At 49.7% G+C, this 13,873-nt stretch carries 6 protein-coding genes, 21 tRNA genes, 3 rRNA genes and 1 pseudogene; 29 read left to right on the top strand and 2 right to left on the bottom strand.

Annotated elements, in window-relative coordinates; genetic code table 11:
* The first annotated feature begins 32 nt into the window (after positions 1 to 32).
* Positions 33 to 743 (top strand): MgtC/SapB family protein, encoded by a 711-nt coding sequence (locus tag D5E69_RS17195; RefSeq protein WP_159129949.1) that lies wholly within the window; start codon positions 33 to 35, stop codon positions 741 to 743.
* Position 744: 1 nt separating this feature from the next.
* Here the strand turns inward: D5E69_RS17195 and D5E69_RS17190 are convergent, their stop codons facing one another.
* Positions 745 to 1,437: an MgtC/SapB family protein gene (locus tag D5E69_RS17190; RefSeq protein WP_048006955.1), complete on the bottom strand. Its 693-nt coding sequence runs from the start codon at positions 1,435 to 1,437 to the stop codon at positions 745 to 747.
* Between the two features lie 97 nt (positions 1,438 to 1,534).
* Here D5E69_RS17190 and D5E69_RS17185 point away from each other — a divergent pair.
* A pseudogene (locus D5E69_RS17185) lies at positions 1,535 to 2,463 on the top strand (DMT family transporter).
* Positions 2,447 to 2,941, top strand: a complete 495-nt coding sequence (locus D5E69_RS17180; RefSeq protein ID WP_048006953.1) for a GNAT family N-acetyltransferase — start codon at positions 2,447 to 2,449, stop codon at positions 2,939 to 2,941. Before D5E69_RS17185 ends, D5E69_RS17180 begins: the two are co-directional and overlap by 17 nt.
* A 10-nt stretch (positions 2,942 to 2,951) precedes the next feature.
* On the opposite strand, the gene D5E69_RS17175 is transcribed toward D5E69_RS17180, so the two are convergent.
* On the bottom strand, positions 2,952 to 3,137 hold the full coding sequence (locus tag D5E69_RS17175) for a hypothetical protein (protein WP_048006952.1): 186 nt from the start codon (positions 3,135 to 3,137) through the stop codon (positions 2,952 to 2,954).
* A 320-nt stretch (positions 3,138 to 3,457) separates the two neighbouring features.
* Here D5E69_RS17175 and D5E69_RS17170 point away from each other — a divergent pair.
* The 26 genes from D5E69_RS17170 to D5E69_RS17045 all read left to right on the top strand — a co-directional run bounded on the left by D5E69_RS17170 (position 3,458) and on the right by D5E69_RS17045 (position 13,865).
* Positions 3,458 to 5,007: ribosomal RNA gene (locus D5E69_RS17170) — 16S ribosomal RNA — on the top strand.
* Between the two features lie 191 nt (positions 5,008 to 5,198).
* Positions 5,199 to 8,132: ribosomal RNA gene (locus tag D5E69_RS17165) — 23S ribosomal RNA — on the top strand.
* Between the two features lie 108 nt (positions 8,133 to 8,240).
* A 5S ribosomal RNA gene (gene rrf / locus D5E69_RS17160) occupies positions 8,241 to 8,357 on the top strand.
* The 16S, 23S and 5S rRNA genes sit together here with 21 tRNA genes alongside, the layout of an rRNA operon.
* Positions 8,358 to 8,366: 9 nt before the next feature.
* A tRNA-Val gene (locus tag D5E69_RS17155) sits at positions 8,367 to 8,442 on the top strand.
* A 104-nt stretch (positions 8,443 to 8,546) separates the two neighbouring features.
* Positions 8,547 to 8,622, top strand: a tRNA-Thr gene (locus D5E69_RS17150).
* 58 nt (positions 8,623 to 8,680) lie between these two features.
* Positions 8,681 to 8,756: transfer RNA gene (locus D5E69_RS17145), tRNA-Lys, on the top strand.
* Between the two features lie 10 nt (positions 8,757 to 8,766).
* Positions 8,767 to 8,851 (top strand) — tRNA-Leu (locus tag D5E69_RS17140).
* A gap of 3 nt (positions 8,852 to 8,854) precedes the next feature.
* Positions 8,855 to 8,929 (top strand) — tRNA-Gly (locus D5E69_RS17135).
* Between the two features lie 11 nt (positions 8,930 to 8,940).
* Positions 8,941 to 9,029: transfer RNA gene (locus D5E69_RS17130), tRNA-Leu, on the top strand.
* Positions 9,030 to 9,044: 15 nt separating this feature from the next.
* Positions 9,045 to 9,121: transfer RNA gene (locus D5E69_RS17125), tRNA-Arg, on the top strand.
* Positions 9,122 to 9,125: 4 nt separating this feature from the next.
* A tRNA-Pro gene (locus tag D5E69_RS17120) sits at positions 9,126 to 9,202 on the top strand.
* A gap of 9 nt (positions 9,203 to 9,211) precedes the next feature.
* Positions 9,212 to 9,287: transfer RNA gene (locus tag D5E69_RS17115), tRNA-Ala, on the top strand.
* 39 nt (positions 9,288 to 9,326) lie between these two features.
* Positions 9,327 to 9,403 (top strand) — tRNA-Met (locus tag D5E69_RS17110).
* A 4-nt stretch (positions 9,404 to 9,407) separates the two neighbouring features.
* Positions 9,408 to 9,484, top strand: a tRNA-Ile gene (locus D5E69_RS17105).
* 15 nt (positions 9,485 to 9,499) lie between these two features.
* Positions 9,500 to 9,592: transfer RNA gene (locus tag D5E69_RS17100), tRNA-Ser, on the top strand.
* A 23-nt stretch (positions 9,593 to 9,615) separates the two neighbouring features.
* Positions 9,616 to 9,689, top strand: a tRNA-Met gene (locus tag D5E69_RS17095).
* A gap of 175 nt (positions 9,690 to 9,864) precedes the next feature.
* A tRNA-Asp gene (locus tag D5E69_RS17090) sits at positions 9,865 to 9,941 on the top strand.
* An 18-nt stretch (positions 9,942 to 9,959) separates the two neighbouring features.
* Positions 9,960 to 10,035 (top strand) — tRNA-Phe (locus D5E69_RS17085).
* 2 nt (positions 10,036 to 10,037) lie between these two features.
* Positions 10,038 to 10,113 (top strand) — tRNA-His (locus D5E69_RS17080).
* Positions 10,114 to 10,120: 7 nt separating this feature from the next.
* Positions 10,121 to 10,194, top strand: a tRNA-Gly gene (locus tag D5E69_RS17075).
* Between the two features lie 9 nt (positions 10,195 to 10,203).
* Positions 10,204 to 10,280: transfer RNA gene (locus D5E69_RS17070), tRNA-Ile, on the top strand.
* 10 nt (positions 10,281 to 10,290) lie between these two features.
* Positions 10,291 to 10,365: transfer RNA gene (locus D5E69_RS17065), tRNA-Asn, on the top strand.
* Between the two features lie 4 nt (positions 10,366 to 10,369).
* Positions 10,370 to 10,460, top strand: a tRNA-Ser gene (locus D5E69_RS17060).
* Positions 10,461 to 10,466: 6 nt separating this feature from the next.
* Positions 10,467 to 10,538, top strand: a tRNA-Glu gene (locus D5E69_RS17055).
* Between the two features lie 307 nt (positions 10,539 to 10,845).
* A complete protein-coding gene (gene glgB, locus D5E69_RS17050) occupies positions 10,846 to 12,693 on the top strand; it encodes a 1,4-alpha-glucan branching enzyme (RefSeq protein WP_048007465.1) in 1,848 nt (615 codons plus the stop codon).
* Positions 12,694 to 12,707: 14 nt separating this feature from the next.
* On the top strand, positions 12,708 to 13,865 hold the full coding sequence (locus D5E69_RS17045; RefSeq protein WP_048007350.1) for a glucose-1-phosphate adenylyltransferase: 1,158 nt from the start codon (positions 12,708 to 12,710) through the stop codon (positions 13,863 to 13,865).
* Positions 13,866 to 13,873 lie beyond the last annotated feature (8 nt).

The following is a 13,873-nucleotide window of genomic DNA, read 5'->3' as shown; positions in this document are numbered from 1 at the left end:
AAAGAAGAAATCTTCAGGAAGGGGGGAGTCAGATGGAGCATTTAGGTCTTCCGCCATTGTCTCCGGAATTTATGATCGTCATCAAGCGGATCCTCCTCATCGTACTGTTGAGCGGGTTGATCGGATTGGAGCGGGAATCGAAGAATCATCCCGCCGGTCTCAGGACCCATATTCTTGTGGGGGTCGGCTCCTGTTTACTCATGCTTCTCTCCATCTATGGGTTTCAGCCTTTCCTGGACGAGCATCCCGAGCTTAATGGATTCGATCCGAGCAGGATTCCATCCTATGTGATTTCAGGAATCGGTTTTCTCGGTGCAGGAACGATCCTCGTACACCGAGGTGTGACAGTCAGGGGGCTCACGACGGCAGCCAGCATATGGGTTGTTGCCGGTCTCGGCCTTGTTGTGGGGATCGGGATGCACTATGAAGCCATTTTTACGACGGCCATCATCGTACTTACCCTGCTCTTCCTCACGAGGGCAGAACAGTACTATAGGGGAAAGCTCAGGAAGAAACGGTGGTACACGCTGGTCATCCGGATGCAGGCAGGTGAATTATCGGCTGTCAGCGCCTCCATGCAAAAACATGGCCTCGAAGTCGCCGAACTGGATGTTGAGCAAGGGGCCGGGCTAATCTTCTGCTCATTCATGGTCTACTCGATCGGAGAGGATCCCATCCATACTGTCATGGAGGAATTGATATCCTGGAATGGTATTGAACTGGTGCGACTGATGAAAAAATGATTCACAGACTTTCGATTTCTACATCGATGATGCCCGGGATCTCCGAAATCGTATAATATATGTCCACGGTCTTTTTTCGGAAATCGACGATGATCTTCAACTCGAGGAGATGGAGATCATTTTTTAAATCCTTGATCCGAATGTTTTCGATCGTGATTTCTTCCGATTTGATCTGTTCGATGATTGACTTGATTTCCTTCTTTTGTTCTATGGTTGCTTTCAGGGAAAGCTCTTTTTCCCTGAGTCTCCTTGGCCCCAGATACGTGATGATGACCGGTATCACTTCCACTGAAAAAATCAATAAAATGACTCCAACGGTCGCTTCCCAGTAAAAACCTGCTCCGACGGCGATTCCGATTCCAGCGGCTCCCCAGATCATGGCGGCTGTCGTGAGACCGGAAATGCTGTCATTCCCTTTCCTGAGAATGACGCCTGCGCCTAGGAATCCGATACCTGATACAATTTGGGCTGCAAGACGTAGGGGATCCATGGTGATATTCACATGATCGGATTTTGGGGATACATAGGCAGCCTCGATGGAAACAATCGTCAAAAGGCAGCTGACGATGCAGATGACGAGTGATGTCTTCAATCCTACAGGCTTCCGCTTCAGTTCCCTTTCAAGTCCGATGATCAATCCGAGTATCGCAGAGATGCCCAATTTTAAAAGCAGGGTGGTGTCAATCGGCGTCATCGTTCCCCCTCCATTTGATAAAAAGATATAGTTTTTTCATGAACGAAGTAATAAAATGAGGAAAATATCGTTTTCACGTTCAGGGGTGCTCTAACTCATGTCAGAAGCAAAAATCAATCCATATCTACTACTGGCGATCGGTGTCATTTCCGTATCCACATCCGCCATCATCGTCAAGTTTTCGGCAGCTCCTGCTGGAGTGCTGGCATTTTATCGCCTTTTCTTCACGGTCCTGCTCATGACACCGTTTTTTCTCCTAAACTATGTAAAAGAACTGAAACTTATTACCGTTAAGGACTGGGGTCTCTGCCTTCTCGCAGGCGGCTTCCTCGCTTTTCATTTCATCCTATGGTTTGAATCCCTCAACTATACGTCTGTGGCGAGTTCCACCGTCCTGGTGACTCTCCAGCCGCTTTTCGCCTTCATGGGCGCATATCTCTTTTTCGGTGAAAAGCTTACGGGTAAATCGGTGGTGTCCGCCATACTTGCAGTATCCGGCAGTTTTGTGATCAGTTGGGGAGATTTCAAGATCAGCGGGACGGCATTGTGGGGGATCTTCTTGCACTGGTGGCATGTGCCCTGGTGACGGGGTATCTTCTGTTCGGCCAAACCATTAGGAAACGCCTTTCGCTCATGACGTATACCTATATCGTATATGCCATGAGTGCTGCTGTCCTATTCATCTATTCGGTGGTCAAGGGTGATTCATTTTACCCGTATGCAGGTGAAGAATGGGTGTACTTCCTGCTGTTGGCTGTCATTCCTACGCTCCTGGGTCATACCTTGTTCAACTGGTCGCTGAAGTGGCTCAGTACTTCGACCATTTCCATGGCGATCTTATTTGAACCGGTCGGTGCAGCGATTCTGGCCTATTGGCTCTTATCCGAGAAGATTTTACTCACTCAAGTCATCGGTGCAGGAATCATTCTGCTCGGAGTGACGATTTTCCTTATGGAAGAACGGAAACTGAAGAAAGCAGTGAAAGAGTTGAGAAAGGTGGAGGGAAGAAGTGGAGTTCCGTTATAGAAAGGCGTGCCTGGCTGATGCGGGTGGGATTGCCGCCGTACATGTTGGAAGTTGGCAATCTACCTACAGGGGGATCGTATCAGACCGGTATCTGGATTCCTTGTCAGTGGAAGAGAAGAAGGTGAAGTGGGAGGGGATCCTGTCGGATGATCATCACACCCTTGTATGCACAACGAAAGACGGTTTAGTTGTAGGTTTTGCATCCGTCGGAAGAGAGAGAAGTGGTGAGTACGAAGGGGAGCTGTATGCTATCTATCTATTAAGGGAGTACCAGGGGAGGGGGATCGGCAGGGAGTTATTCTCTCGGAGCATCTCCTCCCTCAAGGCTCTTGGGTTTCAGGATATGTTCATTTGGGTATTGAGGGAGAATTCATCCAAAACGTTCTACTATTCCTATCAGACTGAAATGGTTAAAGAAGAGCCGATCATCATAGGAGATGAAGAGCATGTAGAAGAAGGTCTTCTACTAACCTTTTGACTGTGATGCTTTATGAAAAGGTATAAGTCAGTCCGGAAAAGATGACTGCCATCGTGGAGGAGAAGATGAATGTAAGCGCGGAACCAAGTTTGATGCCTGCGCTTTCGCTTATCTTCAGTGCTTGTATATAAGAATACGAAAACAGGTAGACAGCCATGATGAAGGATATGGCTTGTCCGATCGGCAGTAGTAGCATAAGTGAAGCAGCCCCTTTCAATGCAGTATGGAATCATGTATATGAAGGGCCTTTTAAAAAAAGAACTCTTTTATAAAAAAAGTTTAAAAATATATTGCAATAATAATTATAGCGTGATATATTAATACATGTCGCTGACGCGCAACGGATTTTACATAAAAAGAAGTTGACACGAATCGACGATATATGGTATATTTAGTTGGTCGCTTCAGAGAGAAACGAAGCGCTTACAATCCACTTGAACCTTGAAAACTGAACAAAACAAGACAAATACGTCAACGTTAATTCTAGATTTATTTTTAAAAGAGCTATTCAAACTTTTTATGGAGAGTTTGATCCTGGCTCAGGACGAACGCTGGCGGCGTGCCTAATACATGCAAGTCGAGCGGATCGATGGGAGCTTGCTCCCTGAGATCAGCGGCGGACGGGTGAGTAACACGTGGGTAACCTGCCTGTAAGACTGGGATAACTCCGGGAAACCGGGGCTAATACCGGATAACACCTACCCCCGCATGGGGGAAGGTTGAAAGGTGGCTTCGGCTATCACTTACAGATGGACCCGCGGCGCATTAGCTAGTTGGTGAGGTAACGGCTCACCAAGGCGACGATGCGTAGCCGACCTGAGAGGGTGATCGGCCACACTGGGACTGAGACACGGCCCAGACTCCTACGGGAGGCAGCAGTAGGGAATCTTCCGCAATGGACGAAAGTCTGACGGAGCAACGCCGCGTGAGTGAAGAAGGTTTTCGGATCGTAAAACTCTGTTGTTAGGGAAGAACAAGTGCCGTTCAAATAGGGCGGCACCTTGACGGTACCTAACCAGAAAGCCACGGCTAACTACGTGCCAGCAGCCGCGGTAATACGTAGGTGGCAAGCGTTGTCCGGAATTATTGGGCGTAAAGCGCGCGCAGGTGGTTTCTTAAGTCTGATGTGAAAGCCCACGGCTCAACCGTGGAGGGTCATTGGAAACTGGGGAACTTGAGTGCAGAAGAGGAAAGTGGAATTCCAAGTGTAGCGGTGAAATGCGTAGATATTTGGAGGAACACCAGTGGCGAAGGCGACTTTCTGGTCTGTAACTGACACTGAGGCGCGAAAGCGTGGGGAGCAAACAGGATTAGATACCCTGGTAGTCCACGCCGTAAACGATGAGTGCTAAGTGTTAGAGGGTTTCCGCCCTTTAGTGCTGCAGCTAACGCATTAAGCACTCCGCCTGGGGAGTACGGTCGCAAGACTGAAACTCAAAGGAATTGACGGGGGCCCGCACAAGCGGTGGAGCATGTGGTTTAATTCGAAGCAACGCGAAGAACCTTACCAGGTCTTGACATCCTCTGACAACCCTAGAGATAGGGCTTTCCCCTTCGGGGACAGAGTGACAGGTGGTGCATGGTTGTCGTCAGCTCGTGTCGTGAGATGTTGGGTTAAGTCCCGCAACGAGCGCAACCCTTGATCTTAGTTGCCAGCATTCAGTTGGGCACTCTAAGATGACTGCCGGTGACAAACCGGAGGAAGGTGGGGATGACGTCAAATCATCATGCCCCTTATGACCTGGGCTACACACGTGCTACAATGGACGGTACAAAGGGCTGCAAGACCGCGAGGTTTAGCCAATCCCATAAAACCGTTCTCAGTTCGGATTGTAGGCTGCAACTCGCCTACATGAAGCTGGAATCGCTAGTAATCGCGGATCAGCATGCCGCGGTGAATACGTTCCCGGGCCTTGTACACACCGCCCGTCACACCACGAGAGTTTGTAACACCCGAAGTCGGTGAGGTAACCTTTTGGAGCCAGCCGCCTAAGGTGGGACAGATGATTGGGGTGAAGTCGTAACAAGGTAGCCGTATCGGAAGGTGCGGCTGGATCACCTCCTTTCTAAGGAAGATTTACTAAAACGTTTGACGACGTCGAAGTTTTGTTCAGTTTTGATGGTTTAAGTTTTTTACGAAGCGCAAGCGGAGTAAAATAAACTTCCATCTTCTATATTGTTCTTTGAAAACTAGATAAAGTTTTATTGATAGTCAAGAAATTACCGAGTATCGCCATTTTAGGTTTTTAACCAATTCGGTTAAGTTAATAAGGGCGCACGGTGGATGCCTTGGCACTAGGAGCCGATGAAGGACGGGACTAACACCGATATGCTTCGGGGAGCTGTAAGTGAGCTGATCCGAAGATTTCCGAATGGGGGAACCCACTGTTCGTAATGGAACAGTATCCTTGCTTGAATACATAGAGCTTGGAAGGCAGACCCAGGGAACTGAAACATCTAAGTACCTGGAGGAAGAGAAAGCAAATGCGATTCCCTGAGTAGCGGCGAGCGAAACGGGATTAGCCCAAACCAAGAGGCTTGCCTCTTGGGGTTGTAGGACACTCTATACGGAGTTACAAAGGAACGGGGTAGACGAAGAAGTCTGGAAAGGCTCGTCAAAGAAGGTAACAACCCTGTAGTCGAAACTTCGTTCCCTCTTGAGTGGATCCTGAGTACGGCGGGACACGTGAAATCCCGTCGGAAGCTGGGAGGACCATCTCCCAAGGCTAAATACTCCCTAGTGACCGATAGTGAACCAGTACCGTGAGGGAAAGGTGAAAAGCACCCCGGAAGGGGAGTGAAATAGAACCTGAAACCGTGTGCCTACAAGTAGTCAGAGCCCGTTAACGGGTGATGGCGTGCCTTTTGTAGAATGAACCGGCGAGTTACGATCCCATGCAAGGTTAAGTCGAGAAGACGGAGCCGCAGCGAAAGCGAGTCTGAATAGGGCGAATGAGTATGTGGTCGTAGACCCGAAACCAGGTGATCTACCCATGTCCAGGATGAAGTCCAGGTAACACTGGATGGAGGTCCGAACCCACGCACGTTGAAAAGTGCGGGGATGAGGTGTGGGTAGCGGAGAAATTCCAATCGAACCTGGAGATAGCTGGTTCTCTCCGAAATAGCTTTAGGGCTAGCCTCATGTTGTAAGAGTCTTGGAGGTAGAGCACTGTTTGGACTAGGGGCCCTCATCGGGTTACCGAATTCAGACAAACTCCGAATGCCAAAGACTTATCCATGGGAGTCAGACTGCGAGTGATAAGATCCGTAGTCGAAAGGGAAACAGCCCAGACCACCAGCTAAGGTCCCAAAGTATACGTTAAGTGGAAAAGGATGTGGAGTTGCTTAGACAACCAGGATGTTGGCTTAGAAGCAGCCACCATTTAAAGAGTGCGTAATAGCTCACTGGTCGAGTGACTCTGCGCCGAAAATGTACCGGGGCTAAACGTATCACCGAAGCTGTGGATTGACACCGTTTGGTGTCAGTGGTAGGAGAGCGTTCTAAGGACTGCGAAGCTAGACCGTAAGGACTGGTGGAGTGCTTAGAAGTGAGAATGCCGGTATGAGTAGCGAAAGATGGGTGAGAATCCCATCCACCGAATGCCTAAGGTTTCCTGAGGAAGGCTCGTCCGCTCAGGGTTAGTCGGGACCTAAGTCGAGGCCGATAGGCGTAGACGATGGACAACAGGTTGATATTCCTGTACCACCTTTCTTCCATTTGAGCAATGGGGGGACGCAGGAGGATAGGGTAAGCGCACTGCTGGATATGTGCGTCTAAGCAGTTAGGCTGATGATGAGGCAAATCCCATCATCGTGAAGGCTGAGCTGTGATAGCGAGCGAATTATAGTAGCGAAGTTCCTGATTCCACACTGCCAAGAAAAGCCTCTAGCGAGGAAGATGGTGCCCGTACCGCAAACCGACACAGGTAGGCGAGGAGAGAATCCTAAGGTGAGCGAGAGAACTCTCGTTAAGGAACTCGGCAAAATGACCCCGTAACTTCGGGAGAAGGGGTGCTCTGGTAGGGTGCAAGCCCGAGAGAGCCGCAGTGAATAGGCCCAGGCGACTGTTTAGCAAAAACACAGGTCTCTGCGAAGCCGTAAGGCGAAGTATAGGGGCTGACGCCTGCCCGGTGCTGGAAGGTTAAGAGGAGTGCTTAGCGCAAGCGAAGGTGCGAATCGAAGCCCCAGTAAACGGCGGCCGTAACTATAACGGTCCTAAGGTAGCGAAATTCCTTGTCGGGTAAGTTCCGACCCGCACGAAAGGCGTAACGATCTGGGCACTGTCTCAACGAGAGACTCGGTGAAATTATAGTACCTGTGAAGATGCAGGTTACCCGCGACAGGACGGAAAGACCCCGTGGAGCTTTACTGTAGCCTGATATTGAATTTTGGCACAGCTTGTACAGGATAGGTAGGAGCCTTGGAAGCCGGAGCGCTAGCTTCGGTGGAGGCGTCGGTGGGATACTACCCTGGCTGTGTTGACATTCTAACCCGCGCCCCTTATCGGGGTGGGAGACAGTGTCAGGTGGGCAGTTTGACTGGGGCGGTCGCCTCCTAAAGAGTAACGGAGGCGCCCAAAGGTTCCCTCAGAATGGTTGGAAATCATTCGCAGAGTGTAAAGGCACAAGGGAGCTTGACTGCGAGACCTACAAGTCGAGCAGGGACGAAAGTCGGGCTTAGTGATCCGGTGGTTCCGCATGGAAGGGCCATCGCTCAACGGATAAAAGCTACCCCGGGGATAACAGGCTTATCTCCCCCAAGAGTCCACATCGACGGGGAGGTTTGGCACCTCGATGTCGGCTCATCGCATCCTGGGGCTGTAGTCGGTCCCAAGGGTTGGGCTGTTCGCCCATTAAAGCGGTACGCGAGCTGGGTTCAGAACGTCGTGAGACAGTTCGGTCCCTATCCGTCGTGGGCGCAGGAAATTTGAGAGGAGCTGTCCTTAGTACGAGAGGACCGGGATGGACGCACCGCTGGTGTACCAGTTGTCTTGCCAAAGGCATCGCTGGGTAGCTATGTGCGGAAGGGATAAGTGCTGAAAGCATCTAAGCATGAAGCCCCCCTCGAGATGAGATTTCCCATCACTTTATGTGAGTAAGATCCCTGAAAGATGATCAGGTAGATAGGTCAGAGGTGGAAGTGTGGCGACACATGGAGCTGACTGATACTAATCGATCGAGGACTTAACCAAATGTAATGCAGGCGCTTTGCGCCTGACAGACTGGCTGATACGCCGGTAATGATTGACTATCAACCTTTATCTAGTTTTGAAAGAACAATTCTTTCAATGGAATACCTGTCTGGTGACATTGGCGAAGAGGTCACACCCGTTCCCATGCCGAACACGGAAGTTAAGCTCTTCAGCGCCGATGGTAGTTGGGGGATCTCCCCCTGTGAGAGTAGGACGTCGCCAGGCGGTACATATGGAGGATTAGCTCAGCTGGGAGAGCATCTGCCTTACAAGCAGAGGGTCGGCGGTTCGATCCCGTCATCCTCCACCATAGTTTTTTCACGCAGCGCAAGCGGAGTGAAAAAAACTTACCATAAAGCTCTTGACCTGTGCCTCATAGCTAAGGCAAATCAAAAAGAATACACTATACACCTTGCCGGTGTAGCTCAACTGGTAGAGCAACTGACTTGTAATCAGTAGGTTGGGGGTTCAAGTCCTCTTGCCGGCACCACTTTTTTTATGTTTATTTGTATTTTCTTTGGGGCATAACCCCATAAGAAGATCAGCACGAGCCATTAGCTCAGTTGGTAGAGCATCTGACTTTTAATCAGAGGGTCGAAGGTTCGAATCCTTCATGGCTCACCATTTTTATCATGCGGGTGTGGCGGAATTGGCAGACGCACCAGACTTAGGATCTGGCGCCGCAAGGCGTGGGGGTTCAAGTCCCTTCACCCGCACCATATGCGGAAGTAGTTCAGTGGTAGAACACCACCTTGCCAAGGTGGGGGTCGCGGGTTCGAATCCCGTCTTCCGCTCCATAATTGCCCTAGCCGGGGTGGCGGAACTGGCAGACGCACAGGACTTAAAATCCTGCGGTAGGTGACTACCGTACCGGTTCGATTCCGGTCCTCGGCACCAGTAAAAATGATATATGCGCCCGTAGCTCAATTGGATAGAGCGTTTGACTACGGATCAAAAGGTTAGGGGTTCGACTCCTCTCGGGCGCGCCATAATCGGGAAGTAGCTCAGCTTGGTAGAGCACTTGGTTTGGGACCAAGGGGTCGCAGGTTCGAATCCTGTCTTCCCGACCACTTTCTTTTGGGGCCTTAGCTCAGCTGGGAGAGCGCCTGCTTTGCACGCAGGAGGTCAGCGGTTCGATCCCGCTAGGCTCCACCATATTTCAATTATGAGAACCAGGATATACTCGTTATACGAGGCGGTGTAGCTCAGCTGGCTAGAGCGTACGGTTCATACCCGTGAGGTCGGGGGTTCGATCCCCTCCGCCGCTACCACTAGGGACCTTTAGCTCAGTTGGTTAGAGCAGACGGCTCATAACCGTCCGGTCGTAGGTTCGAGTCCTACAAGGTCCACCATAGTTCTCACCATACGGAGGAATACCCAAGTCCGGCTGAAGGGATCGGTCTTGAAAACCGACAGGGGTGTCAAAGCCCGCGGGGGTTCGAATCCCCCTTCCTCCTCCATATTTCTTTTTCTCTTTTATCGTCGCGGGGTGGAGCAGTTCGGTAGCTCGTCGGGCTCATAACCCGAAGGTCGCAGGTTCAAATCCTGTCCCCGCAATACCATGTTGATCTGTAAGGATCAGGATGTAGTGATTGCAATACATAGGTAATGATCTTTATTTTCGCTAACGCGAAATATGAATGATAGCTATTCTGCTATCGCAGCACATTGATCTTTATTTTCGCTAACGCGAGATATTAATGATAGCTATTTTGCTATCGCAAAAAGCTTTGGTCCGGTAGTTCAGTTGGTTAGAATGCCTGCCTGTCACGCAGGAGGTCGCGGGTTCGAGTCCCGTCCGGACCGCCATTTATTTTTTTACGAAACGGCTCAGTAGCTCAGTTGGTAGAGCAATGGACTGAAAATCCATGTGTCGGCAGTTCGATTCTGTCCTGAGCCACCATGGCGATTGTGGCGAAGTGGTTAACGCACCGGATTGTGGTTCCGGCATTCGTGGGTTCGATTCCCATCAGTCGCCCCATTTTTTTGCGGGTGTAGTTTAATGGTAAAACCTCAGCCTTCCAAGCTGATGTCGTGGGTTCGATTCCCATCACCCGCTCCATTTATTTGTGGGCCTATAGCTCAGCTGGTTAGAGCGCACGCCTGATAAGCGTGAGGTCGGTGGTTCGAGTCCACTTAGGCCCACCATATTCTTTATTCCGCAGTAGCTCAGTGGTAGAGCTATCGGCTGTTAACCGATCGGTCGCAAGTTCGAATCTTGCCTGCGGAGCCAATATGGGGAAGTACTCAAGTGGCTGAAGAGGCGCCCCTGCTAAGGGTGTAGGTCGGGCAACCGGCGCGAGGGTTCAAATCCCTCCTTCTCCGCCATAAAGCGGCCCGTTGGTCAAGCGGTTAAGACACCGCCCTTTCACGGCGGTAACACGGGTTCGAATCCCGTACGGGTCATAAAATAAAAAAGATGTGTCGAAGGGTCCTTCGACACATCTTTTTTTGTATCATCTGGAAGGATTCTCTTTATCTGACACGGTTTCAGGTAGTGGTGCACTAAAAGTTTTTAAAATATTTCGACAAATAGCGACAAATATAAGGATATATATGGGATGAAAGCCTTGTCATTCGAGGTTTTCATCCTTTTTTTGGTGTTTTCCGATGGGTGCTAACAAATATTGTCGCAAATGGGAGATGATGAAATGAAGGAATTCTTATATGATGAAAGAAATAAGTAAGGAGATTGATGATGGTAGGTGAAGAAATGGACACGTTGTCCCTAACAGATTATGACGTTTTTTTGTTCCATGAAGGGAATATGCAGCATGCCTATCGTTTTATGGGGTGTCATGTGAAAGCGGACATTTCAACTGATTTTTGTGTTTGGGCCCCGGAGGCAAAAGCGGTTTCAGTGGTTGGTTCGTTCAACAATTGGGACGGCAGGGGATATGAACTTGAGAGGATCAATAAGGAAGGTGTATGGGTGATCCGGATTGATGGCGATTTGACCGGCTCAACCTATAAATACGAGATTGTGACTTCTTCAGGGGAACGAAGGATGAAAGCTGATCCATATGGATTCTCCTCTGAAGTCAGGCCGCGTACTGCGAGCGTAGTGTACGACCTTGAAGGGTTCAAGTGGAGCGACCGTGATTGGATGAGGAAAAAAGAAAAGCTAAATCGCTTTGATCAGCCGATGTTCATATATGAAGTGCACCTTGGAACGTGGAAAAAGAAAACGGATGGCTCTTTTCTTACCTATTCAGAGCTTGCAGATCAACTGATTCCATATGTAAAGGAGCATGGCTTCACCCATATTGAAATCATGCCGGTGACCGAGCACCCATTTGACCGTTCGTGGGGCTATCAGGGGACAGGCTATTATGCCCCTACAAGCAGATATGGTTCACCCCATGATTTCATGGCGTTTGTGAATGAATGCCATGCTCATCAAATCGGCGTCATCCTGGATTGGGTGCCCGGTCATTTTTGCAAAGATGCGCATGGACTGTATCAATTCGATGGGTCCTTTGCCTATGAATACGCACGGGATAGTGACCGGGAGAATCATACATGGGGGACGGTCAACTTTGATCTGGGGAAAGGCGAAGTAAGGAGCTTCCTCCTATCAAATGCCCGTTTCTGGATGGAGAAGTACCATATCGACGGCTTCAGGGTCGATGCCGTGGCGAATATCATTTATTGGGCGAATCAGGGTGAATCGGCCGCGAATGAAGGGGCACTGGAGTTCCTGAAACGATTGAATACATCTGTTTTTGAGTTTGACCCTTCCTTCTTGATGATGGCGGAGGATTCCACCGATTGGCCGCAGGTCACCTCACCGGTTCATTACGGGGGACTTGGCTTCAGCTATAAGTGGAACATGGGATGGATGAATGATGTGCTCACTTACATGGAAGCGACACCGGAAGAGAGAAGAGGGCTTCATTCCCTCATCACGTTCTCCATCCTCTATGCTTTCTCTGAAAACTATATCCTCCCTTTCTCACATGATGAGGTGGTCCATGGGAAGAAGTCATTGCTGGATAAGATGCCGGGGGATCATTGGCAAAAGTTTGCCCAGTACCGGCTGCTCCTTGCGTTCATGACAGGTCATCCGGGTAAAAAGCTTCTGTTCATGGGAAGTGAACTGGCTCCGTTTGCCGAATGGAAGGACCTGGAACAACTGGACTGGCATTTGATGAGTTACGATTTTCATCACAAATTCAACTCATATTTCAAAGAAGTATTGCATTTATATAGAGGTGCAACACCGCTTCACCAGTGGGACCATCGGAGTGACGGTTTTGAATGGATCGATGTCAATAATGCCGATCAGCAGATCTTCTCCTTCATCAGGCATTCAGAGGGAGAGCATCTGATCATCATCTGTAATTTCAGCAAGGATGCCTACCACCACTATAAGGTGGGCGTACCCCTTGTGAAAGCATATCAAGAGATCTTGAACAGCGATGAAGAACGCTTTGGAGGCTCACATCAAATCAATCCCCATCTCCTTCCTGTCACGAAAGGGTCGTATCACGGGAAAGAGGGATCGATCGAAATGACCATACCGCCTTATGGAGCTGTTTATTTAAAACCAATCATATGAGGGGAGATGCTAGCATGGGTAATGGGAAATGTGTGGCAATGTTGTTGGCAGGAGGCAAAGGGAGCAGGTTGAATTCATTGACGAAGAGCTTGGCGAAACCGGCGGTACCCTTTGGGGGCAAATACCGTATCATCGACTTCACATTGAGTAATTGTACGAATTCCGGCATTGATACAGTGGGGGTTTTGACTCAATATCAACCGCTGGTGCTGAATTCGTATATCGGGATTGGCAGCGCGTGGGATCTCGACCGTCGGAACGGGGGGGTCACGGTACTCCCTCCTTATGCAGAATCCTCCGAGATGCGCTGGTATACAGGGACTGCCAGTGCCATCTTCCAGAACGTGAACTACATCGAGCAATATGATCCTGAATATGTGCTGATTCTTTCAGGAGATCATATTTACAAGATGGATTACAGCAAGATGCTCGATTATCATATCGAAAAGAAAGCGGATGTCACGATTTCGGTCATTGAAGTCGGATGGGATGAGGCGAGCAGGTTCGGATTGATGAATACCGATGAAGCCATGAGGGTGACCGAGTTTGAGGAAAAACCGCAGTTCCCCAAGAGTAATCTGGCTTCCATGGGCATCTATATCTTCAACTGGTCACTCCTGAAAGAATACCTGGAGATGGATGACCGGAATCCACGCTCCACACATGATTTCGGAAAGGACGTCATTCCCCTTCTCCTTGATGAAAAGAAAAAGCTGATGGCCTATCCGTTCGAAGGCTACTGGAAGGATGTCGGCACGGTCCGGAGCCTGTGGGAGGCCAATATGGATCTCATCGATGAAAAAAATGAACTGAATCTTTTCGACCTGGACTGGAGGGTATATTCGGTCAATCCCAATGAACCGCCTCAATATATCTCGGAAGATGCCCATGTGGAAGGATCGTTGATCAATGAAGGATGCACGATCGAAGGGACCGTTGAAAAATCCGTGCTGTTCCAGGGAGCTTCCGTGAAGCGTGGAGCCCATGTCACCCGCTCCGTCGTCATGCCGGGGGCAGAAATCGGAGAGAATGCGTATATCGAGCAGGCGATCGTGCCTCCTGATGTGGTGGTGCCGAGTGGCATCGTCATCATGCCTGAGGAAGAGTCGGATGAAATCATACTGGTAACGGAATCGGTTCTATCGGCATTACTCGAACAGGAAGAAGTTTGATCATCTAC

The sequence above is a fragment of the Rossellomorea marisflavi genome (assembly GCF_009806575.1).
Taxonomy (GTDB): Bacteria; Bacillota; Bacilli; order Bacillales; family Bacillaceae_B; genus Rossellomorea; species Rossellomorea marisflavi_A.
Note: the sequence above shows the minus strand (reverse complement) of the source record. Positions and strands in the feature narration are given on the sequence as shown.